Origin of the sequence: Acuticoccus sp. I52.16.1 (genome assembly GCF_022865125.1) — a bacterium.
Taxonomy (GTDB): Bacteria; Pseudomonadota; Alphaproteobacteria; order Rhizobiales; family Amorphaceae; genus Acuticoccus.
Map to the genome: position 1 here is coordinate 4,052,480 of NZ_CP094828.1, position 20,012 is coordinate 4,072,491.

General features: G+C 69.6%; 17 protein-coding genes. 6 read left to right on the forward strand and 11 right to left on the reverse strand.

The window, feature by feature from the left end; translation table 11 throughout:
- Window positions 1-5 precede the first annotated feature (5 nt).
- The gene (locus MRB58_RS18265) at window positions 6-518 is read right to left on the reverse strand and encodes a hypothetical protein (RefSeq protein ID WP_244778522.1); all 513 of its coding nucleotides are present in this window, start codon (window positions 516-518) and stop codon (window positions 6-8) included.
- Window positions 519-1,034: 516 nt separating this feature from the next.
- Between MRB58_RS18265 and parC the strand changes: the two genes are divergently transcribed.
- On the forward strand, window positions 1,035-3,248 hold the full coding sequence (gene parC, locus MRB58_RS18270; protein ID WP_256461684.1) for a DNA topoisomerase IV subunit A: 2,214 nt from the start codon (window positions 1,035-1,037) through the stop codon (window positions 3,246-3,248).
- A 49-nt stretch (window positions 3,249-3,297) separates the two neighbouring features.
- On the opposite strand, the gene mmsB is transcribed toward parC, so the two are convergent.
- Genes mmsB through MRB58_RS18285 form a run of 3 tightly spaced genes read right to left on the reverse strand, consistent with a single transcriptional unit; the run spans window position 3,298 to window position 6,877 of the window.
- On the reverse strand, window positions 3,298-4,200 hold the full coding sequence (gene mmsB / locus MRB58_RS18275; RefSeq protein ID WP_244778523.1) for a 3-hydroxyisobutyrate dehydrogenase: 903 nt from the start codon (window positions 4,198-4,200) through the stop codon (window positions 3,298-3,300).
- 29 nt (window positions 4,201-4,229) lie between these two features.
- On the reverse strand, window positions 4,230-5,384 hold the full coding sequence (locus MRB58_RS18280; RefSeq protein WP_256461742.1) for an acyl-CoA dehydrogenase family protein: 1,155 nt from the start codon (window positions 5,382-5,384) through the stop codon (window positions 4,230-4,232).
- Window positions 5,381-6,877 (reverse strand): CoA-acylating methylmalonate-semialdehyde dehydrogenase, encoded by a 1,497-nt coding sequence (locus MRB58_RS18285; protein WP_244778524.1) that lies wholly within the window; start codon window positions 6,875-6,877, stop codon window positions 5,381-5,383. The genes MRB58_RS18280 and MRB58_RS18285 overlap by 4 nt, the downstream gene beginning before the upstream one ends.
- Window positions 6,878-6,972: 95 nt before the next feature.
- Here MRB58_RS18285 and MRB58_RS18290 point away from each other — a divergent pair, with 95 nt between their 5' ends.
- From MRB58_RS18290 to MRB58_RS18305, 4 genes are all read left to right on the forward strand, one after another.
- Complete coding sequence (locus MRB58_RS18290; protein WP_244778525.1) at window positions 6,973-7,917, forward strand: LysR family transcriptional regulator; 945 nt, start codon at window positions 6,973-6,975, stop codon at window positions 7,915-7,917.
- Between the two features lie 158 nt (window positions 7,918-8,075).
- A complete protein-coding gene (locus MRB58_RS18295) occupies window positions 8,076-9,281 on the forward strand; it encodes an MFS transporter (RefSeq protein WP_371747302.1) in 1,206 nt (401 codons plus the stop codon).
- A 126-nt stretch (window positions 9,282-9,407) separates the two neighbouring features.
- The gene (locus tag MRB58_RS18300) at window positions 9,408-10,553 is read left to right on the forward strand and encodes an amidohydrolase/deacetylase family metallohydrolase (protein ID WP_244778527.1); all 1,146 of its coding nucleotides are present in this window, start codon (window positions 9,408-9,410) and stop codon (window positions 10,551-10,553) included.
- A 36-nt stretch (window positions 10,554-10,589) separates the two neighbouring features.
- Window positions 10,590-11,492 (forward strand): DMT family transporter, encoded by a 903-nt coding sequence (locus MRB58_RS18305; RefSeq protein ID WP_244778528.1) that lies wholly within the window; start codon window positions 10,590-10,592, stop codon window positions 11,490-11,492.
- A gap of 73 nt (window positions 11,493-11,565) precedes the next feature.
- On the opposite strand, the gene MRB58_RS18310 is transcribed toward MRB58_RS18305, so the two are convergent.
- Window positions 11,566-12,705, reverse strand: a complete 1,140-nt coding sequence (locus MRB58_RS18310) for a mandelate racemase/muconate lactonizing enzyme family protein (protein ID WP_244778529.1) — start codon at window positions 12,703-12,705, stop codon at window positions 11,566-11,568.
- A gap of 231 nt (window positions 12,706-12,936) precedes the next feature.
- Between MRB58_RS18310 and MRB58_RS18315 the strand changes: the two genes are divergently transcribed.
- Window positions 12,937-13,686, forward strand: coding sequence for a hypothetical protein (locus tag MRB58_RS18315; protein WP_244778530.1), 750 nt, complete (start codon window positions 12,937-12,939; stop codon window positions 13,684-13,686).
- Between the two features lie 84 nt (window positions 13,687-13,770).
- On the opposite strand, the gene MRB58_RS18320 is transcribed toward MRB58_RS18315, so the two are convergent.
- From MRB58_RS18320 to MRB58_RS18345, 6 genes are all read right to left on the reverse strand, one after another.
- Entirely contained in the window at window positions 13,771-14,985 is a 1,215-nt protein-coding gene (locus MRB58_RS18320) for a CaiB/BaiF CoA-transferase family protein (RefSeq protein WP_244778531.1), read from the reverse strand.
- Window positions 14,982-15,779, reverse strand: coding sequence for an enoyl-CoA hydratase/isomerase family protein (locus MRB58_RS18325; RefSeq protein ID WP_244778532.1), 798 nt, complete (start codon window positions 15,777-15,779; stop codon window positions 14,982-14,984). The genes MRB58_RS18320 and MRB58_RS18325 overlap by 4 nt, the downstream gene beginning before the upstream one ends.
- Window positions 15,780-15,783: 4 nt before the next feature.
- Window positions 15,784-17,064, reverse strand: a complete 1,281-nt coding sequence (locus MRB58_RS18330) for a TRAP transporter large permease (RefSeq protein WP_244778533.1) — start codon at window positions 17,062-17,064, stop codon at window positions 15,784-15,786.
- On the reverse strand, window positions 17,061-17,624 hold the full coding sequence (locus MRB58_RS18335; protein WP_244778534.1) for a TRAP transporter small permease: 564 nt from the start codon (window positions 17,622-17,624) through the stop codon (window positions 17,061-17,063). The genes MRB58_RS18330 and MRB58_RS18335 overlap by 4 nt, the downstream gene beginning before the upstream one ends.
- A 98-nt stretch (window positions 17,625-17,722) precedes the next feature.
- Window positions 17,723-18,691 carry a TRAP transporter substrate-binding protein gene (locus MRB58_RS18340; RefSeq protein ID WP_244778535.1) on the reverse strand — a complete coding sequence of 323 codons (969 nt, stop codon included), beginning with the start codon at window positions 18,689-18,691 and terminating at the stop codon, window positions 17,723-17,725.
- Window positions 18,692-18,793: 102 nt separating this feature from the next.
- A complete protein-coding gene (locus MRB58_RS18345) occupies window positions 18,794-19,978 on the reverse strand; it encodes an alanine--glyoxylate aminotransferase family protein (RefSeq protein WP_244782043.1) in 1,185 nt (394 codons plus the stop codon).
- Between the last annotated feature and the right edge of the window lie 34 nt (window positions 19,979-20,012).

Consider the following 20,012-nt stretch of genomic DNA (forward strand, 5'->3'; position numbering starts at 1 on the left):
ATCTCCTAAGTGACCGGGCAGTCCGTCACGTCGAGCTCGATGTCGACGCGGCTGGTGCTCTCGTAGGCGAGCCCCTCCAGGTTCACGTAGAGGGTGCGCCCGTTCAGCGTGATGTCGGCATCGCTCACGGGCAGTGTCGTCGTGCGGGTGTCGACGCGGGCGGTGTTGAAGATCAGGCAATCGGGCGTGAACGAGAGGACGTAGCCGTTGAACGTGGCGTCCGCAATCAGGCCGGGCGGGGATGGCGTGAAGCTGATCTCGATACGGTGGGCGGAGATGTCGACCGTGACGGGCACGACGTCGAGCCCGTTCTGCACGCCTTCGGGGATCAGCCCGAACTCGACCTGCTCGGTGATCGTCGCCGTATGGACGAGGCCCTGGTAGCGCGGGTGCCGGGGGTCGTCGTAGGCGAGCACGTTGAACGCGGCCGTGCGGCCGATCAGCGAGTCGGCCGCGGCGGGGACGGCGGCACCAAAGGCCAGGATGGCGACGAGGCCGAGCGGGACGCGGTGAGGCATGGACCCTCCGAGAGGAACACCCGGAGGGCGTTCGGCCGGGGCAAACTAGCGCGTGCCCGTCCCGGCGTCGAACGTTCGACCGTGCCGTGATGCGGTCAGCGGCCGTGGCGGGCGATGTTGGCCTGCTCGCGCGGCGGGGCCATCAGCGTCATCGCGGCGTAGAACGCGCGCCGCAGGGACCGGGAGGAGAGAACATACAAGATCATCGGATCGGGCTTTCGGCTGGGGTTGGCGGCATCACCTGCCGCTGAAGAGCACATGGGGCGTCGACGCCCGGTTGTGCACCAAAGATGTGCGATATCTGCCGCGCAAAAGTGCATAGCGCCGTCCGCATGAGCCGTCCGCTCGGCCGCGCCGGCCCCGGCGTGTGGATCGTCGGGACGAAGCGCGCCGCGTGGTGGGAGTGTGGCGCCGGGCGGTGTATGGGTGGGCGACTGCGGCGAAGCGAGGGTCTGGCGATCCGGGGCAGGGCGGCGGCTCGGGAGGGCAGTGTTGAGCGATAGCGACGATACATCCGTGGATCTGAAGGCGGCTCTCGAGGAGCGCTATCTCGCCTACGCGCTGTCGACGATCATGCACCGCGCGTTGCCGGACGTGCGCGACGGCATGAAGCCGGTCCACCGGCGCATCCTCTTCGCCATGCGCCAGCTGCGGCTGGACCCGGGGCAGGCCTTCAAGAAGTCCGCCCGTGTGGTCGGCGACGTGATCGGTAAATATCACCCGCACGGCGACACCGCGGTCTACGATGCGCTGGTGCGCCTCGCGCAGGACTTCGCGGTGCGCTACCCGCTGGTCGACGGGCAGGGCAATTTCGGCACCGTCGACGGCGACGGCGCCGCCGCCATGCGCTACACCGAGGCGCGCATGACCGACGTCGCACGCCTCCTGCTCGACGGGCTCGACGAGGACGCGGTCGACTTTCGCGACACCTACGACGGCTCCGAGCGCGAGCCGGTGGTGCTGCCGGGGGGCTTCCCCAACCTGCTGGCCAACGGCGCCTCCGGCATCGCGGTCGGCATGGCGACCAACGTGCCGCCGCACAACGCGGCCGAGATCGCCGAGGCGGCGCTGCACCTCATCAAGCACCCGAGCGCCCGGCTGGAGACGCTGTTCGACCCGCAGAACGGTCCCATCATGGGGCCCGACTTTCCGACCGGCGGCGTCGTCGTCGAGAGTGCGTCGTCGATGGCCGAGGCCTACCGCACCGGGCGCGGCGGCTTCCGCACCCGCGCCCGCTGGGAGACGGAGGATCTCGGCCGCGGGACCTGGCAGATCATCGTCACCGAGATCCCCTACCAGGTGCAGAAATCGCGCCTGATCGAGCGGATCGCCGAACTCTTGGACCAGAAGAAGCTGCCGCTGCTGGCCGACGTGCGCGACGAGAGCGCGGAGGACATCCGCATCGTCCTGGAGCCGCGCGCCAAGACCGTGGACGGCACGGTGCTCATGGAAAGCCTCTTCCGCGTCACCGATCTCGAGACGCGCATCTCGCTCAACATGAACATCCTGATGGGCGGGCAGGTGCCCCGCGTTGTCGGCCTGATCGAGGTCATCCAGGCCTGGCTCGACCATCTGAAGGAGGTCGCCGTCCGGCGGGCGCAGCATCGGCTGGAGAAGGTGGTTCACCGCCTGGAGATCCTGGCCGGCTTCCTCATCGTCTACCTCGACCTCGACCGGGTGATTGCGATCATCCGCTACGAGGACCACCCCAAGGAGCAGCTGATCGAGGTCTTCGAGCTGACCGACGTGCAGGCCGAGGCGATCCTCAACATGCGCCTGCGGTCGCTGCGCAAGCTCGAAGAGATGGAGATCCGCAAGGAGCACGAGTCGCTGACCGCCGAGCGGGCGAGGCTCGAAGAGCTGCTCGGCTCGGACGACAAGCAGTGGCAGAAGGTCGCCGGAACGGTGCGGGAGGTGAAGAAGCTCTTCGGCCCCGACACCCCGCTCGGCAAGCGCCGCACGACCTTCGGCGACGCGCCGACGACGATCAGCCCCGACATCGTCGCCGAGGCGATGATCGAGCGCGAGCCGGTCACGGTCGTTCTGTCGCAGAAGGGCTGGGTGCGGGCGCTGCGCGGCCATACCGACGACTTCGAGAAGCTGGCTTTCCGCCAGGACGACCAGATGGGCTCGTGGTTCCACGCCCAGACCACCGACAAGTTGCTAGTGCTCGCCAGCGACGGCCGCGTCTACACCCTGGGGGCCGACAAGCTGCCCGGCGGGCGCGGCCACGGCGAGCCGCTGCGGCTGATCCTCGAACTGTCCGGCGGGGTCGAGATCTCGGCGATGTTCGTCTACCAGGCGGACGCGCAATGGCTGATCGCCTCGAAGGTGGGCCGCGGGTTCATCGTCGGCGGGGACGATCTCATCGGCAACACCAAGCGCGGGCGGCAGGTCATGTCGCCGGCGGACGGGGACATCGCGATGCTGGCGGTGCGGGCGGACGGCGACCATGTCGCGGTGATCGGCGAGAACCGCAAACTCCTGGTGTTCCCGATCGAGCAGGTGCCGACACTCGCCCGCGGCCGGGGCGTGCGGCTGCAGCGCTACAAGGACGGCGGCCTATCGGACATCAAGACCTTCGTCGGCGCGGACGGGCTGACCTGGCGCGACAAGTCCGGGCGCGAGCACCGCCGCACGATGGACGACCTCGCCGACTGGCGCGGCGAGCGCGCCTCGGCCGGCCGCATGGCGCCCCAGGGCATGCCCCGCACGAACAAGTTCCGCTGAGGCCGGCGCGCAGGGGCGCCGGCTCGCGTGCCGGTCGTGCGGCGGTGGATCAGTCCGCCGGGCCCGAGTGGTCGGCGCCGCGCAGGAAGTTGATGATCCCGGAGAAGTCGCGCCCGCCTTCGCCCAGCTGGTCGAACAGCTTGTAGAGCTGCCGGGCCTCGGCGCCGAGGGGGGTGGCCGCGCCGGAGGAGAGGGCGGCGTCCTGCGCCAAGGTGAGGTCCTTCAGCATCAGCTCCGCCGAGAAGCCGGGGGTGTAGCCTTTGTTGGCGGGTGAGGTCGGCACCGGGCCGGGCACCGGGCAGTAGGTCGTCAGCGACCAGCACTGGCCGGACGAGGTCGACGCCACGTCGTAGAGGGCCTGGTGCGACAGGCCGAGCTTCTCGGCCAGGACGAAGGCCTCGGCGACGCCGATCATCGAGATGCCGAGGATCATGTTGTTGCAGATCTTCGCCGCCTGGCCGGCGCCCGGATCGCCGCAATGGACCACCTTCTTGCCCATCGCCTCCAGCACCGGCCCGCCGACGGCGAAGGCGGACTTGGAGCCGCCGACCATGAACGTCAGCGTGCCGGCTTCCGCACCACCGGTGCCGCCGGAGACCGGGGCGTCCAGCGTCAGGCGGCCGCGCCCCTCGACGAGGGCGTGCGCCTCGCGGGCGCTGGCGACGTCGATGGTGGAGCAGTCGACCAGGAGGGCCCCGTCCTCGGCGAGGCCCGCCAGCTCGCCCCAGACGGCGGTGACGTGCCGGCCGGCGGGCAGCATGGTGATGATGATCCTGGCGCCTTCCACGGCGGTCGCCACGGACGAGGCGACGGCGAGGCCGCGCGCCTTGGCGTCGTCGCAGGCCTTCGTGGAGAGGTCGAAGACGACGACGTCGTACCCCGCCTCGGCGAGGTTGGCGGCCATCGGGCCCCCCATGTTGCCCACGCCGATGAATGCCGTTTTCTCGGCCATTGTGGTTCCTCCTGAAGTGTGGGCGCGGCTCAGCGGCCGGCGGTCAGCGACCGGGCGATGATGAGGCGCATGATCTCGTTGGTGCCTTCGAGGATCTGGTGGACCCTCAGGTCGCGCACGATCTTCTCGATCCCGTATTCGGACAAATAGCCGTAACCGCCGTGGAGTTGCAGCGCCTGGTTGGCGACGTCGGAGCCCGCGTCGGTGACGAAGCGCTTGGCCATGGCGCAGAGCTTGGTGGCGTCGGGCGCCTTGGCGTCGAGCGCGGCGGCGGCGCGCCACAGGAAGGTGCGGGCGGCCTCCAGCTCGGTCGCCATGTCGGCGAGGCGGAATTGCAGGGCCTGGAATTCGTTGAGCGCACTGCCGAAGGCCCGCCGCTCGGCCATGTAGGCGAGCGTCTTGTCGAGTGCGGCCTGTGCCCCGCCCAGCGAGCAGGCGGCGATGTTGAGCCGCCCGCCGTCGAGCCCGGCCATCGCGATCTTGAAACCGACGCCCTCTTCGCCCAACCGGGCCGAGGGGGGGACGCGCGCGCCGTCCATCACCACGGTGCGGGTCGGTTGCGCGTTCCACCCCATCTTGCGCTCGTTGGCGCCGAACGACAGCCCCGGCGTGTCGCCCGGCACCAGGAAGGTCGAGATGCCACGCGGCCCGTCCTCCCCCGTGCGCGCCATGACGACGTAGAGCCCCGAGGCGCCGGCGCCGGAAATGAACTGCTTCTGCCCGTCGAGGACGTAATCGTCGCCCTCGCGCCGGGCGCGGGTCTTGAGGGCGGCCGCGTCGGAGCCGGCTGCGGGCTCGGTGAGGCAGTAGCTCGCCAGGGTCTCCATCGTGGCGAGCCCCGGAATCCACTCCCGGCGCTGCTCCTCGTTGCCGAAGCGGTCGATCATCCAGGCGCACATGTTGTGGATCGAGATGTAGGCCGACACGGTGGGGCAGCCGGTGGCGAGCGCCTCGAAGACGATCGCCGCGTCGAGCCGGGACAGGGCCGACCCGCCGACGTCCTCGGCGACGTAGATCGCGCCGAAGCCCAAGGCGGCCGCCGCGCGCAGCGTCTCGACCGGGAAGGTCTTCGTCTCGTCCCACTCCAGCGCGTGGGGGGCGATCTCGCTGGCGGCGAACTCGGAGGCCATCTCGCGGATGGCCTCCTGCTCTTCGGTGGGGGTGAAACCGATCACCGCCGTCAGCCCATTGTCGGGATGACGAACTCGGCACCCTCCTTCACGCCCGAGGGCCAGCGGGAGGTGACGGTCTTGGTCTTGGTGTAGAAGCGCACCGAATCCGGCCCATGCTGGTTGAGGTCGCCGAAGCCGGAGCGCTTCCAGCCGCCGAAGGTGTGGTAGGCGACCGGCACCGGGATCGGCACGTTGACCCCCACCATGCCGACCTGCACGCGGGACACGAAATCGCGCGCCGCATCGCCGTCGCGGGTGAAGATGGCGACGCCGTTGCCGTACTCGTGGTCGGTGGCGAGGGCGAGCGCGTCCTCGTAGGTCTTGGCGCGCAGCACGGAGAGGACGGGACCGAAGATCTCCTGCTTGTAGATCTCCATGTCCGGCGTCACCTCGTCGAACAGGCAGCCGCCGATGAAGAAGCCGTTCTCGTAGCCCTGCATCTTGAAGTCGCGCCCGTCGACGGCGAGCTTGGCGCCTTCCTCGACCCCCTTGTCGATCAGCCCGCGCACGCGCTTGACCGCCGCGGCGGTCACCAGCGGGCCGTAGTCGGCGGCCATGTCGGTGGAGGGGCCGATCTTCAGCGCCTCGACGCGGGGGATCATCTTCTCCATCAGCCGGTCGGCCGTCGCCTCGCCCACCGGCACCGCGGCCGAGATCGCCATGCAGCGCTCGCCGGCCGAGCCGTAGCCGGCGCCAATCAGCGCGTCGACGGTCTGGTCCATGTCGGCGTCGGGCATGATGATGGCGTGGTTCTTGGCGCCGCCGAAGCACTGGGCGCGTTTGCCCGTCTTCGCCGCCTCGGCATAGATGTACTGGGCGATGTCGGACGAGCCGACGAAGCCGACGGCGGCGATGTCGGGGTCGGTCAGGATCGCGTCGACGGCCGTCTTGTCGCCGTTGACGACGTTGAGGACGCCCTTCGGCAGCCCCGCCTCGACGAAGAGCTCGGCGAGGCGCATCGGCACCGACGGGTCGCGCTCGGACGGCTTGAGGATGAAGGCGTTGCCGCAGGCGAGGGCGGGGGCGCACTTCCACAGCGGGATCATGGCGGGGAAGTTGAACGGGGTGATGCCGGCCACCACGCCGAGCGGCTGGCGCAGGGAGTAGACGTCGATCCCAGGTCCGGCGCCCTCGGTATACTCGCCCTTCAGGAGGTGCGGGATACCGCACGCGAACTCGACGACTTCGAGGCCGCGCTGGATGTCGCCGCGTGCGTCCGGCACCGTCTTGCCGTGCTCGCTGGCGAGGAGTTTGGCGAGGTCCTCGAACTCGTCCTGCACCAGTTGCAGGAACTTCATCATCACGCGGGCGCGCCGCTGCGGGTTCTGCGCCGCCCAGTCCGGTTGCGCGGCCTTGGCGTTCTCGACCGCCTGACGCAGCTCCTCGGTGCCGGCGAGCGCGACCTGCGCCTGCACGTCACCGGTCGACGGGTTGAAGACGTCCGCCGTGCGCCCGCTGCGCCCGGCGACCCGCTGGCCGCCGATAAAATGCCCGATCTCGCGCATATCCGTCCCTCATTGCTTTGCTTTTGTCGAAGCCTTGCACGCAGCGATGCACAGCCATAGGCTCACAAGATCACATCCGGTGTGCGTAAATCCACATGCAGCCCTCCTTCGACTGGGATCTGTTGCAGTCCTTCCTGGCGATCGCCCGTGCGGGGACGCTCACCGAAGCCGCGCGCCGGATGGGCGCGGATCACTCCACCTTGAGCCGCCGGCTCGCCGCCCTGGAGCGCGCGCTGGAGACCAAGTTGTTCGACCGGGGCAGCAGCGGCTATGCGCTGACGCCCGACGGCCTCGCCCTATTGCGCCACGCCGAGACGATCGAGAGCACCATGCTCTCGATCCAGTCCGACGTCGGAACGGCGCGCACGGAAGCGTCGGGCGTGGTGCGGATCGGCGCACCCGACGGGTTCGGCACCGCCATCCTGTCGCCCGCGATCGGCCGCTTGCAGCGCGATCACCCCAATCTCGAGATTCAGCTCGTCGCCCTGCCGCGCAACTTCTCCACCTCGCGGCGCGAGGCGGACATCGCGATCGGCCTCTCCAGTCCCGACCGCGGCCGCCTGCACGTGCGCCGCCTGACGGACTACGAGCTGGGCGTCTACGCCGCCGCTGCGCAGGCGCCGCGCTGGGCCGGCCTCGCCGAGCCGCAGGACCTCGCCCGCGCCCCCTTCGTCAGCTACATCGACGACCTGATCTTCGCCCCCGAGCTCGACTATCTGCCGGCGATCGCCAAGGGCATCCGCCCGCGCCTGACGAGCTCCAACCTCCTCGCCCAGAAGGAGGCGGCCGCGGCGGGCGCGGGGCTGTGCGTGCTGCCCTGCTTCCTCGCCGACGACGACCCGCGCCTGACGCGCATCATGCCCCGGCGCGTCGCGCTGACGCGGACCTTCTACATGGTCGTCCACAGCGACACCCGCGACCTCGCCCGCGTGCGCCTTACGGCGGACTTCATCGCCGAGGAGGTGCGGCGTCAGGCGGGGCGCTTCCTCCCGGCGGGGCCGGCGCCATGCGGGGTCGCGGCAGCCGAGCGCACGGCGTGAGACGCGGCCGCGGGACGGGACGCCCCCCGAGCGCCGCCGGGCGGGCAGGGCGGCGCCATAGGCCCACCATATAGCCCTGCACGATATCGCGATGCGGCCGATTGCCCCGGCACTTGCGGCATGCGAGACAAGAGCCGAAAGGCACCCCCATGAGCACCATCACACCCGATGCTGCTGCCGCCCCCCGTGACGACAGCGTTCCCCGCACCACCCTCGCCGTTCTGGTCGCCCTCAGCATCTGCCACGGCCTCAACGACACCATGCAGTCGCTCCTTCCGGCCATCTATCCGCTGCTGCGGGAGAACTACGCGCTGACCTTCACCGAAGTCGGCATCATCCACTGCGCCTTCATGGCGACGGCCTCGCTGCTGCAACCCGCCGTCGGCATCGCCACCGACAAGCGGCCGGTGTTCCACATCGCGACGCTCGGCATGGCCGCCAGCCTCGTCGGGCTCGTGGTGCTCGCCTACGCCGGGGATTATTCGCTGCTCCTCATCGGCGCGATGCTGATCGGCGTCGGCTCGTCGATCTTCCATCCGGACAGCTCGCGCACGGCCCGCGCCGCCTCGGGCGGTCGCTTCGGTTTCGCGCAATCGCTGTTCCAGGTCGGCGGCAATACCGGCACAGCCATCGGCCCGCTGCTGGCAGCCTTCGTCGTGCTGCCGTTCGGGCAGGCGAGCCTCGCCTGGTTCGGCGTGCTGGCGATGATCGGCATGGTGCTGCTCTTCAACACCGGGTCGTGGGCCAAGCGCGAGCACGTGCGCGTCGCCAGCCGGCCCAAGCCGGTGAAGGCGCCCATCGCGCCCCCCGGCCGGGTGCCGCTGCTGATCGCGATGCTGGGGATCCTGGTGATCTCCAAGCACGTCTACATGGCCTCGCTCGGCGGCTACTACACGTTCTACCTCATCGAGACCTTCGACCTCGGCGTCGGTCAGTCGCAGATGATGCTGTTCCTGTTCCTCGCCGCCGTCGCGGCCGGCACCTTCGCCGGCGGGCCGATCGGCGACCGCATCGGCCGCAAGGCGGTGATCGTCGGCTCGATCCTGGGCGTCCTGCCGTTCAGCCTGGCGATGCCGCACGCGGGCCTGGTCGGCACCGCGGTGCTGAGCGCCTGTGCCGGGTTCATCCTGGCCTCGGCCTTCTCGGCGATCCTCGTCTATGCGCAGCAGCTCGTGCCGGGGCGCGTCGGGCTGGTCTCGGGGCTCTTCTTCGGCTTCGCGTTCGGCGTCGGCGGTATCGGCGCGGCGCTGCTGGGCATGCTGGCGGACGCCTACGGCATCACGTTCGTCTACCAGGTGTGCTCGGTGCTGCCGCTGGCCGGTGTCATCGCCATCTTCCTGCCGGCCGAGCCGCGCTCGGCCTAGCGTCGGCGGGAGGCGGCCGGCGCGGCCTCCCGAGACGGTCCGGCATCAGAGAGAATTTCCCACCCCCACCGACGAGAGGGTCGTGACGGGCATGCGACCCGCTCGGCCGACGAGAAGGACGATGGCATGTACGATCTCATTCTGAAGGGCGGCCGCGTCGTCGATCCGGCGTCAGGGCTCGACGGGATGGCCGACGTCGCCTTCGCGGACGGCAAGGTCGCCGCCGTCGGACCCGACATCGACCCCGCCGGCGCCCCGGTGCGCGACGTCACCGGCCGTATCGTCACCCCCGGCCTGATCGACTTTCACACCCACGTCTACTGGGGCGGCACCTCGCTCGGCGTCGACGCCGAGCGGATCGCGCGGCGCAGCGGCACGACGACCTTCATCGACGCGGGCAGCGCCGGCGCGGGCAACTTCCCGGGGTTCCGCGCCCACGTGATCGAGCGCGTCGCGCCGCGGATCCTCGCCTACGTCAACATCTCCTTCCCCGGCATCTACGGTTTTTCCAAGAACGTGATGGTGGGGGAGTGCGGCGACATGCGCCTCGTCCACCCGCACGAATGCCTGGCGGCCGCCAGGGACAACCGCGACATCGTCGTCGGCATCAAGGCGCGCATCGGCGCCAAGGCGGGCGGCATGTCCGGCATGGCGCCGCTGCATCTGGCGCTCGAGGTGGCGGACAAGCTGGACCTGCCGGTGATGGCGCACATCGACAACGCGCCGCCGAGCCAGAAGGAGGTGATCGAGGTGCTGCGCCCCGGTGACGTCCTGACCCACTGCTTCCGCCCGTGGCCCAACGCGCCGATCGACGGCAAGCGCAACGTGCGGGCCGAGGTGCTGGCCGCCCGCGAGCGCGGCGTCATCTTCGACATCGGCCACGGGCAGGGCGGCTTCTCGTTCGATTCCACGCGCACGATGTTCGACGAAGGCATTTATCCCGACATCATCTCGTCCGACGTGCACATCCTGTGCGTCGACGGGCCGGCGCACGACGTGCTGGCGGTGATGTCGAAGTTCATGGCGCTGGGGATGGCGCTGGGCGACGTGGTGCGGTGCGTGACGGCCAACCCGGCGGCGGCGCTGCGCCGGCCGGAACTCGGCTCGCTCGCCGTCGGCACGCCGGGCGATGCCACGGTGCTGGAGCTGCGCGACGAGCCGGTCGAGCACGTCGACGTCTCGGGCGAGCGGTTGCGGGCGGACACGCGCCTCGCAGCGTCCGGCATCGTGATCGGCGGCGCCTGGTGGGCCGACGGCGATGCCCCGGCCTGACCGCCGCGGCGACCGGGCCGCGAGGGGCGTCGGGCGATGACCTTCATACCGATCTGGGTTCTCTCGACCATCGCGGCGGCGGCGGCGCAGACCGCCCGCAACGCGATGCAGCGTCACCTCACCGCCTCGCTGGGCACGCTGGGGGCGACGCTGGTGCGCTTCCTCTACGGCCTGCCGTTCGCGCTCGTCTTCCTGGCGCTCATGGTCCTCCTCACGGGCGACCGCGTGCCGACGCCGCATGCCGAGTTCCTCGGCCTCGTCGCGCTCGCCTCGGTGGCGCAGATCGCCGGCACGGCGCTGATGCTGGCGGCAATGCGCATCACCACCTTCTCGATCACGGTGGCCTACACCAAGACCGAGCCGGTGCAGGTGGCGATCTTCGGCTTCCTGGTGCTGGGCGAGCGGCTGTCGGCGCTGTCGCTGGCGGGCATCGTCACGGCGACGGTGGGGGTCATCGTCATGTCGCAGGTTCGCGGTGCGGCGCTGGCGAAGGGGCTGGCGGCGCGGCCCGCCCTCTTCGGCCTGTCCTCGGCGGCGGGGTTTGCGGTGGCGGCGGTGCTCTTCCGCGCGGCCATCCTCTCGCTCGACGACGGCGGGCAGTTCGTGCGCGCGTCGACCACGCTGGTCTGGGCGCAGGCGATGCAGTGCGTGCTGCTGGTGGGCTGGCTGGGGCTGACGGACCGCGGCGTGATCGTGGCGACGCTCGGGGCGTGGCGCGAATCGGTGTTCGCCGGGGCGATGGGCGCGCTGGCGACGCAGTTCTGGTTCATCGGCTTCGCGCTGACGTCGACCGCCAACGTGCGCACCTTGGGCCTGGTGGAGGTGCTCTTCGCGCAGGTTGTCTCACGCCGCCTCGCCGAGACGACGAGCCCGCGCCAGATCGCCGGCATCGTCCTCGCGGTCGCCGGCGTCGCCGCCCTGATCGCCGGCCACGGCTGACGCGCGGGCGATCCTGCGAGGTGACGCGCGGGTACCGCCGACGTCGGTCGCCCCGAACCGAGCGCGAACCGCTCTAAACGTAGCAGGGGCCGTCGATCAGGGGGTGGGCCGCGATGAACTCTTCGTCGATCTCGAGACCCAGGCCCGGCCCCTGCGTGGGCCACACGCAGCCGTTCGCGTCGAGGGTGCCGACCGTGCCGCCGACGCGGTCGCGGAACGGGTTGTGCGGTGCGCAGTCGCCCTCGTAGTAGCCGGGATTGTCGATCGCGCAGAGGAGATGGATCGAGGCCGCCATGTTGATGCTGGTCAGCGAGGTGTGCGGGTTGCAGTTCATCTTCACGGTCGACACCAGCGCCGCGATGCGCAGCGTCTCGGTGAGGCCGCCGGTCTTGGAGACGTCCGGCTGCGGGACGGTGATGGCGCCTTCCTCCAGCATCTGCATGAAGTCGTAGCGCATGACGTGGTTCTCGCCGGCCGCGAGCGGGACCGTGCCCAGGGCGCGCGCCTCGCGATAGTCGCGCAGGTCGTGCGGCGGGAAGGGCTCCTCCAGCCACTCCACCGCCAGCTCCTCGTAGAGGGGCATCACCCGGCGCACGTCGCCGAGGGTGTAGCCGGTGTTGGCGTCGACCATGATCGCGATGTCGTCGCCGACCGCCTCGCGCACGGCCCGCACGCGCGGAATGTCGCGCGCGGGGCTGTCGCCGACGCGCAGTTTAAGCGCGCGGTAGCCCTGCGCCACATAGCGCAGCGCTTCCTCGGCGAGCGAGGCGGAGTCCTGCCAGCCGAGCGAGATGCCGCCGGCGTAGGCGGGACTGGGCCGCGGCGCGCCGCCGAGGATGCGGTAGAGCGGCTGGCCGAGCGCCTTGCCCTTGATGTCCCACAGGGCGATGTCGAGCCCGGAGAGCGCCATCGCCGACCCGCTGCCGAGCCCGTGGCTGGCGAGCTGCATGCGGTAGACTCGGCTCCACACACCGACGATGTCCCCCGCGTCCATGCCGACGACGATGTCCGCCAACGTCGTGTCGATCAGCTTGGCGATGGCGCCGGGACAGCGGCCATGGTGTGCCTCGCCCCATCCGGTGATGCCCTCGTCGGTGTCGACCCGCACCAGCACCGCGTCGCGCTTGACGGCCCGGCCGATGCCGAGAGTGACGTTGCCCCCCTCGGGGATGCGGAAGGAGATCGGGACCGCGGTGATTTTCGTGATTTTCATTGGCCTGCTCTTGGGCTGGGGAGATGCTGCGGGGCCTCGGATGCACCGATGAACAGGGTCGCGTGCCGTGGCCGTGCTCTCGGCGGGGGCGAGGGCGGCGGAGTCGTGCCGAAATCGCGTTTGCGCGTTGCCTTTCGGGGGGCGGGGAGTGGAGAATGTGGCCTGAAGATGGCGCCCGGCCGAACGCAGCGGCGGACGGCAGGCAAGCCGCCACAACACAGAGGGGACGTCGTGCCGACAAGTCTAGCCGAACGCTTTGCCGCAATCCTGATCGCGGCGCATCGCGAGAATTCACGCACCACCGTGGCGAAGGCGGCCGCATTCGCCGAAGAGGCGACACCGGCCGACGTGCAGGCCGTGCAGGCGCTGGTGGCCGGGGCGCTGGGCCCCGTCGGCGCATGGAAGACCGCGCCGGGCCCCGACCGGCCGATGATCGCGCCGATCTTCGCCGGTGACGTGCGCCCCTCCGGCGCCACCTTCGGGACCGACGAGATCGGCGCCTGCGGCATCGAGCTGGAGATGGCCTTCCGCCTCGACCGACCGCTGCCGCCCGTCGACGCGCCGGATTTCGCCGCGGCCCTGCGCGCGGCGGTGACGCCGATCGTCGTGATCGAGGTGGTCGACGGACGGATCGAGGATTTCACCAATTCGCCCGCCCCCGCCAAGCTGGCCGACAACCAGAGCAACGGCGGCCTGGTGCTGGGTGACACGGGGACGATCCTCGCGCCCGACGCTGCGGTGCGGCTGACCTTCGACGGTGCGGTCGCCTTCGAGGGCCGCGCCGCGCCTCCGGGGGGCGACGCCTGGGGCGCGCTGGAGCGGTTCGCGCGCCATGTCGGGACGCTGTGCGGTGGGTTCCAGGTGGGGCAGGTGCTGACGACGGGCTCGCTGACCGGCATGCCGTTCATCGCCCCCGGCACGCACGTCGAGGGCACGGTCGAGGGGCTGGGCGGTGTCACGTTGGACTACGTGGCGCGATAGGGCCGGCGCTGGAGCGACGCCGGCCGGCGCGCGGCGACGTGGCCCGCACCGGCCGGCCGCCGCCCGGGCTCGGACCGCCCCGGCTCAGACCGCGTCGGCGGTGATCGCCGCGCCGGCGCCGACGATCCGCTCGATCGCATCCGCGCCGTAACCGGCCTCGGCCAGGATCTCGCGCGTGTGCTCGCCGAGGCGCGGGGCCGGGCGTTGCACCTTCCCCGGCGTGTCGGAGAACTTGATCGGCAGGCCGATCGCCTTGGTCGGACCCGCGGTCGGATGGTCGAGCTCGACGACCATGTCGCGTGCCAGGACGTGCGGATCCTCGTGCATCTCCATGATCGACAGGACCGGGCCGGCCGGTACGCCGGCCTCTTCCATCGCCGCCAGCCACGCCTCGGTGGTGCGCGGCTTGAAGAGCGGCTCCAGCGTCGCGATCAGCACCTCGCGGTTGTCCATGCGGGCGTGACCGTTGGCGAAGCGCGGGTCGGCGGCGAGCTCCGGCGCGCCCAGCGCCGACACCAGCCGCTCCCAGTTGCTCTGGTTGGCGGCGCCGATGTTGATCCACCCGTCCGCCGTCGGGAACGCCTGGTAGGGCGCGTTCAGCGGATGGGCCGAGCCCATCGGCCCCGGCGACACGCCGGTCGCGAAGGCGATGGCGGACTGCCAGTAGGTGTGCGTGATCGCCGCTTCCAGGAGCGAGGTGTCGACCATCTGCCCCTGGCCGGTCTGCAGCTTGTGGGCGTAGGCCGACGCGCAGCCGAGCGCGGCGAGAATGCCGGCGGTGATGTCCGACACCGGGGCGCCGACCTTGACCGGCGGGCGGCCCGGCCCCTCGCCGGTGATCGCCATCAGCCCGGACATGCCCTGCGCCACGAGGTCGAACCCGCCGCGCGCCGCGTAGGGGCCGGTGCGGCCGAACCCGGAGACGGCGCAGTAGATGAGGCCGGGGTTCTCCTTGCGCAGCTCCTCGAAGCCGAGGCCGAGCTTCTCCATCGTCCCCATGCGGTAGTTCTCGATGACGACGTCGGCGTCGGCGAGGAGCAGGCGCAGCGCCGCCTTGCCCTCGTCGGACTTCAGGTCGAGGGCGATGCCGCGCTTGTTGCGGTTCATGATCATGAAGGCCGCACTCTCGCCGTTCACCTCCGGCGGGATGGTGCGGCGCGTGTCGTCGCCGTTGGGCTTCTCCACCTTGACGACGTCGGCGCCCATGTCGGCCAGCATCAGCCCGCACACCGGGCCCGCCATGATGTGCGCCAGCTCGATGACGCGCATGCCCGTCAAAGGGCCGGTCCGCTCGCTCATTTGCCTTTGAACTCCGGTTTGCGCTTGTTGAAGAAGGCGTCGAGGCCTTCGCGGAAGTCCTCGCTCATGAAGGTCATCACGACGAGGTCGTCGCCCTCGGCGTGCGGCCCGTCGATCCTGAGGCGCCGGAACGCCTCCTTGCAGGCGCGCAAGGTGAGGGGGGCGTGGCCTGCGATGTGGACGGCGAGCTCCTTCGCGCGGGCCATCAGGGCGGCATGGTCGGGCAGCACCTCGCTGACGAGGCCGGCCGCCAGCGCCTCCTGCGCACCGACGAGGCGGGAGGTGAAGATGATCTCCTTTGCCTTGGCGACGCCGATGAGGTCCTTCACGCGGGCGAAGTTCTCCATCGACAGCGTGTTGCCGAGCGTGCGGGCGATGGGGAAGCCGAACTTCAGCCCCTCGGTCGCGATGCGGATGTCGCAGCATGAAGCGATGCCCGCGCCGCCGCCGGTGCAGGCGCCGGCGATCGCGGCGATCGTCGGCACCGGGCATTTCTCCACCGCCTCGGCGACGCGACCGACGCGCTTCTCGTAGTCGAGCGCGTCCTGGGCTTTGTCGAAGGCGTGGAACTGGCTCATGTCGGTGCCGGCGGCGAAGGCCTTCTCGCCGGCACCGGTGATGATGAGGACGCGCACCGAGCCGTCCGTGGGCATTTCCTCGCACAGCTTCTGCACGCCGTCGTACATGGCGAAGGTGAAGGCGTTGCGGGCCTGCGGGCGGTTCAGCGTGAGCGTCGCGATGCCGTCCTCGATCTCGTAGATCAGATCGTCGGTGCCGGCGGTGAGGGTGGTCATGCGCTTACCTGTAGAAGAGGTCGGGAAGGAACATCGGTACCGCGGGGACGTACGTGCATAACAGCAGGACGAACAAGAGCACCGCGACGAAGAACACGTTGACCTTCGACACTTCCCAGATGTTGGCCTTGGCGATGGAGCACGAGGTGATCAGCACCGAGGCCACCGGCGGCGTCTGCTGGCCGATCGCGAGGTTGAGCGTCACCACCAGGCCGAAGTGCACCGGATCGATCCCCGCCTGATTGATCAGCGGCACGATGATGGGGATGACGAGGATGATCGCCGCCGCCGAGTGCAGGAAGAAGCCGATGATCAGGAAGAAGACGTTGAGGATCAGAAGGATGACGTATTTGTTGGACGTCAGCTCCAGCATCCCCTCGGCGATCTCCTGCGGGATGCGCGCGGAGGTGAGGTAGCCGCCCATGAGGACCGACGCCGCCACCAGGAGCATCACCACCGCCGTCTGCACGCCGCCCTCGACCATCGCGGTCTTGAGCTGGCGCCAGTCGATCTCGCGGTAGAAGATGCCGACCGCGATGGAGGCGATCACCGCCAGCCCCGCGCCCTCCGTGGCGGTGACGAAGCCGCCGAAGATGCCGCCCAGGATGATGACCGGCAGCATGAAGGCCGGCAGCGCCTCGACGAAGGTCGAGCGCAGGCGCTTCATCTGGAAGGCTTCCTCGCGCGGCAGGTTGTAGCGCTTGGCGAAGCCGTAGGCGACGCCCATCAGGCCCGCGGCGCCGAGGAGGCCGGGGACGATGCCGGCGACGAACAGCTCCTGGATCGAGGCCCCGGCCGACACGCCGTAGAGGATCATCGGGATCGACGGCGGGATGATGATCGCCAGCGAGGCCGACGAGGACGTGACCGCCGCCGCCAGCGGAGCGCTGTAGCCGCGCCGCTTCATCTCCGGGATCATGACCGAGCCGAGCGCGGCGACGTCCGCCACGGCCGAGCCGGAGATCTCGGCGAAGAAGAGCGAGACGCCGATGTTGACCATCGCGAGGCCGCCGCGCACGAACCCGATGAGGGCCGACACGAAGGCGATGATGCGCCGTGTGATGCCGGTCGAGTTCATGATGGCGCCGGCGAGCACGAACATCGGAATCGCGATCAGCGAAAACGATTGCGCGCCCGAATACATCTCGATGCCGACGATGACGAGCGACTCGATGCCGTCGGTGATCGCGATGCCGAGGATGGCCGCCAGCGACAGCGCGATGGCGATGGGCACGTTGATGCACACCATCGCCACCAGGGCGAAGAACATCAGTAGGACGATCATCGGCCGTTCTCCGTCGCGTCGGGCGTGGGGGTCGCCGCGTCGTGCTCCGGCGTCTCGCCGTGCGCCATGACGGCGTGCTCGGTGGAATGGCCGTGCATCACGTCGTACCAGTAGAACGGGAACGACAGGATCTCGGCGATGATGAAGAGGGTCGCGCCGATCGGGATGACGGACTGCGTGACCGCAACGGGCACCCAGTCGAGCGCGACGAGGGTCTCGCCCTGCAGGATGTGCAGCACTTCGAGGCCCGCCCAGGCGAGCAACGCGAAGAAGCCGATCACCAGCGCCTCCGACACGATGACCGCGACGGCGCGTGCCTTGATGGGCAGCATCAGCAACACGTCGTCGAAGCCGATGTGGCCGCGATGGAGGGCGGCGAGGGCCGCGCCGTAGTAGGTGATCCAGGCCAGCAGCACGCCGGCCACCTCGTCATACCAGGACAGGGATGCGCCGGAGTAGCGGAAGATCACCGCGACGACGACGAAGACGGTCAATAGGACCATGAGGCCGATGACGACCCAGGTCAGGAATTCGCCCATGATGCGGGCTAGCACGCGCACGTCGGCGCCTCCTCGGACGGGGGGACGGGACGAAAGGGATGAATGGGCGGCTGCGGCCACAGCCGAGCCGCCCCAGGATCAGGGTGCGTCGATCGGGATCAGGACGCGCCGCTGTCGAGCGACTGGATCTTCTTGATGAGATCTGCGCCGCCATCGACCTCTTCACCGAACTCTTCGTAGATCGCGGCCGAAGCGTCGATGAATGCCTGCTTGTTGGCCTCGTTCACCTCGACGCCGGCCTCTTCGAACTTCGCGACGAACTCCTCGTCGACCTTCGCGCCCTGCTCATAGGCGTAGTTGGAGGCCTGGAGCGCGCAGTCGGAGATCGCCGACTTGAGGTCGTCGTCCCACTTGTTCCAGTTGCGCGAGGACGTGGCGAGGTAGGCCGGGGAATACACGTGGCCGGTCATCGAGAGGTACTTCTGCACCTCCTGGAACTTGCCCGCGTAGATCTGGATCAGCGGGTTCTCCTGGCCGTCGATCACGCCGGTCTTGAGCGCGGTGAACACCTCGGAGAAGGCCATCGGCGTCGGGTTGGCGCCGTAGGCCTGGAACATCTTCACGCGCCACTGGCCCTTCGGCGTGCGCAGCTTGATGCCCTTCAGATCCTCCGGCGTGGAGACCGGCCGCACGTTGTTGGTCACGTTGCGGAAGCCGTTCTCCCAGAAGGAGATGATCTCGTAGCCCTCGTCACGGGCCGCGTCGCGGAACATGTCGCCGGCCTGGTCGCGGATGGCGCGCATGTGGTCGCGGCTCTTCACGATGTAGGGCATCTCGAAGACGCCGAACGTGTCGGACACCGAGGACATGATCGAGGACGGGATCGAGAAATCGAGCTGGCCGAGCTTCAGCTTCTGCAGCATCGATTCGTCGTTGCCGAGCTGCGAGGAGCCGAAGAGCTGCACCTCGACGTCGGCGGTCTCCTTCATGCACTTGGCGAACTCGTCGCCCGTCACGTGGTACAGCGAGCCCGGCTCGCCGACGTGGCCTAGCTTCATGGTGCTCTGCGCGCTGGCCGGCGTCAGCAGCAAGCCGAGCGCGGCGCCGGCGAGAAGTAGCTTCTTCATTGTGCGTTTCCCTGTGTTTTTGGTTGGTCGACTGTGGCCTGTGCGGGCGGCTTCTGGTGGCCGCCTCGCAAAGTTCGTCTTATGGGCGGCGGTGCCGCCGCGTCAGCCGCCTTCTTTCACGGCGGCGGTGAGGACCTCCATCGCCGCCTGCGTCCCGCCCTTGCGGTAGGGGATGCCGGCGACCTCGAACCCCATCTCCACGCCCGATAGCGTGCCCATGAGCATGAGGTCGTTGAAGTCGCCCAGATGCCCGATGCGGAACACCCGGCCCGACAGCTTCGAGAGCCCGTTGCCGAGGCTCATGTTGAAGTTCTCCAGCACCACCTTGCGGTAGTCGTCGGCGTTGTAGCCCTCCGGCAGCATCACCGCCGTCAGCGACCCGGAATAGTGGCGCGGGTTCTCGCACAGCACTTCGACGCTGCCGTTGCCGCCCCAGTGGGTGACGGCCGCGCGGGTCGCCTCGGCGTGGCGCTGGTGGCGGGCGTAGATGGTGTCGAGGCCTTCCTCGTTCATCATCGTCAGCGCTTCGTCGAGGCCGTAGAGGAGGTTGGTCGCCGGCGTGAAGGGGAAGACGCCCTTCTCGTTCGCCTCGATCATCTCGTCCCACGCCCAGAAGGAGCGCGGCAGCTTGGCGGTCTTCGACGCCTCGATCGCCTTGTCGGAAACGGCGTTGAACGACAGCCCCGGCGGCAGCATCAGCCCCTTTTGCGAGCCGCCGACGGTGACGTCGACGCCCCATTCGTCGTGGCGGAATTCGATCGAGCCCAGCGAGGAGATCGTGTCGACGAGGAGGAGGGCGGGGTGCTTGGCGGCGTCGATCGCGGCGCGGACCTCGTCGATCCGCGAGGTGCAGCCGGTGGAGGTTTCGTTGTGGACGACGCACACCGCCTTGATCTCGTGGCCCTTGTCCTCGGTGAGGCGGGCCTCGATAGCGGCGGGGTCGACACCGGAGCGCCAGTCGCCGGAGATGAACTCGGGCGTCAGGCCGAGCCGCTCGGCGAGGCGCTTCCACAGCGTCGCGAAGTGGCCAGTCTCGTACATCAGCACGCGGTCGCCCGGCGACATGGTGTTGACGAGCGCCGCCTCCCACGCGCCGGTGCCGGACGCGGGATAGATCACCACCGGGTTGGTGGTGCCGAACACCTCGCGAACGCGCACCAAAACCCCCTCGGCGAGGGCTTTGAAGTCCGGGCCGCGGTGGTCGATGGTCGGCATGTCCATCGCCCGCAGCACGCGGTCGGGGACGTTCGTCGGCCCCGGAATCTGAAGAAAATGCCGGCCAGGCATGTATGTCACAGGCTTCTCCCGCCTCGCTCCGTTC

Coding starts and splice junctions, on each gene's coding strand:
- MRB58_RS18265 (WP_244778522.1), bottom strand. CDS start 518: ATGCCTCACCGCGTCCCGCTCGGCCTCGTCGCCATCCTGGCCTTTGGT.
- mmsB (WP_244778523.1), bottom strand. CDS start 4,200: ATGGCCGAGAAAACGGCATTCATCGGCGTGGGCAACATGGGGGGCCCG.
- MRB58_RS18285 (WP_244778524.1), bottom strand. CDS start 6,877: ATGCGCGAGATCGGGCATTTTATCGGCGGCCAGCGGGTCGCCGGGCGC.
- MRB58_RS18290 (WP_244778525.1), top strand. CDS start 6,973: ATGCAGCCCTCCTTCGACTGGGATCTGTTGCAGTCCTTCCTGGCGATC.
- MRB58_RS18300 (WP_244778527.1), top strand. CDS start 9,408: ATGTACGATCTCATTCTGAAGGGCGGCCGCGTCGTCGATCCGGCGTCA.
- MRB58_RS18305 (WP_244778528.1), top strand. CDS start 10,590: ATGACCTTCATACCGATCTGGGTTCTCTCGACCATCGCGGCGGCGGCG.
- MRB58_RS18310 (WP_244778529.1), bottom strand. CDS start 12,705: ATGAAAATCACGAAAATCACCGCGGTCCCGATCTCCTTCCGCATCCCC.
- MRB58_RS18320 (WP_244778531.1), bottom strand. CDS start 14,985: ATGAGCGAGCGGACCGGCCCTTTGACGGGCATGCGCGTCATCGAGCTG.
- MRB58_RS18325 (WP_244778532.1), bottom strand. CDS start 15,779: ATGACCACCCTCACCGCCGGCACCGACGATCTGATCTACGAGATCGAG.
- MRB58_RS18330 (WP_244778533.1), bottom strand. CDS start 17,064: ATGATCGTCCTACTGATGTTCTTCGCCCTGGTGGCGATGGTGTGCATC.
- MRB58_RS18340 (WP_244778535.1), bottom strand. CDS start 18,691: ATGAAGAAGCTACTTCTCGCCGGCGCCGCGCTCGGCTTGCTGCTGACG.
- MRB58_RS18345 (WP_244782043.1), bottom strand. CDS start 19,978: ATGCCTGGCCGGCATTTTCTTCAGATTCCGGGGCCGACGAACGTCCCC.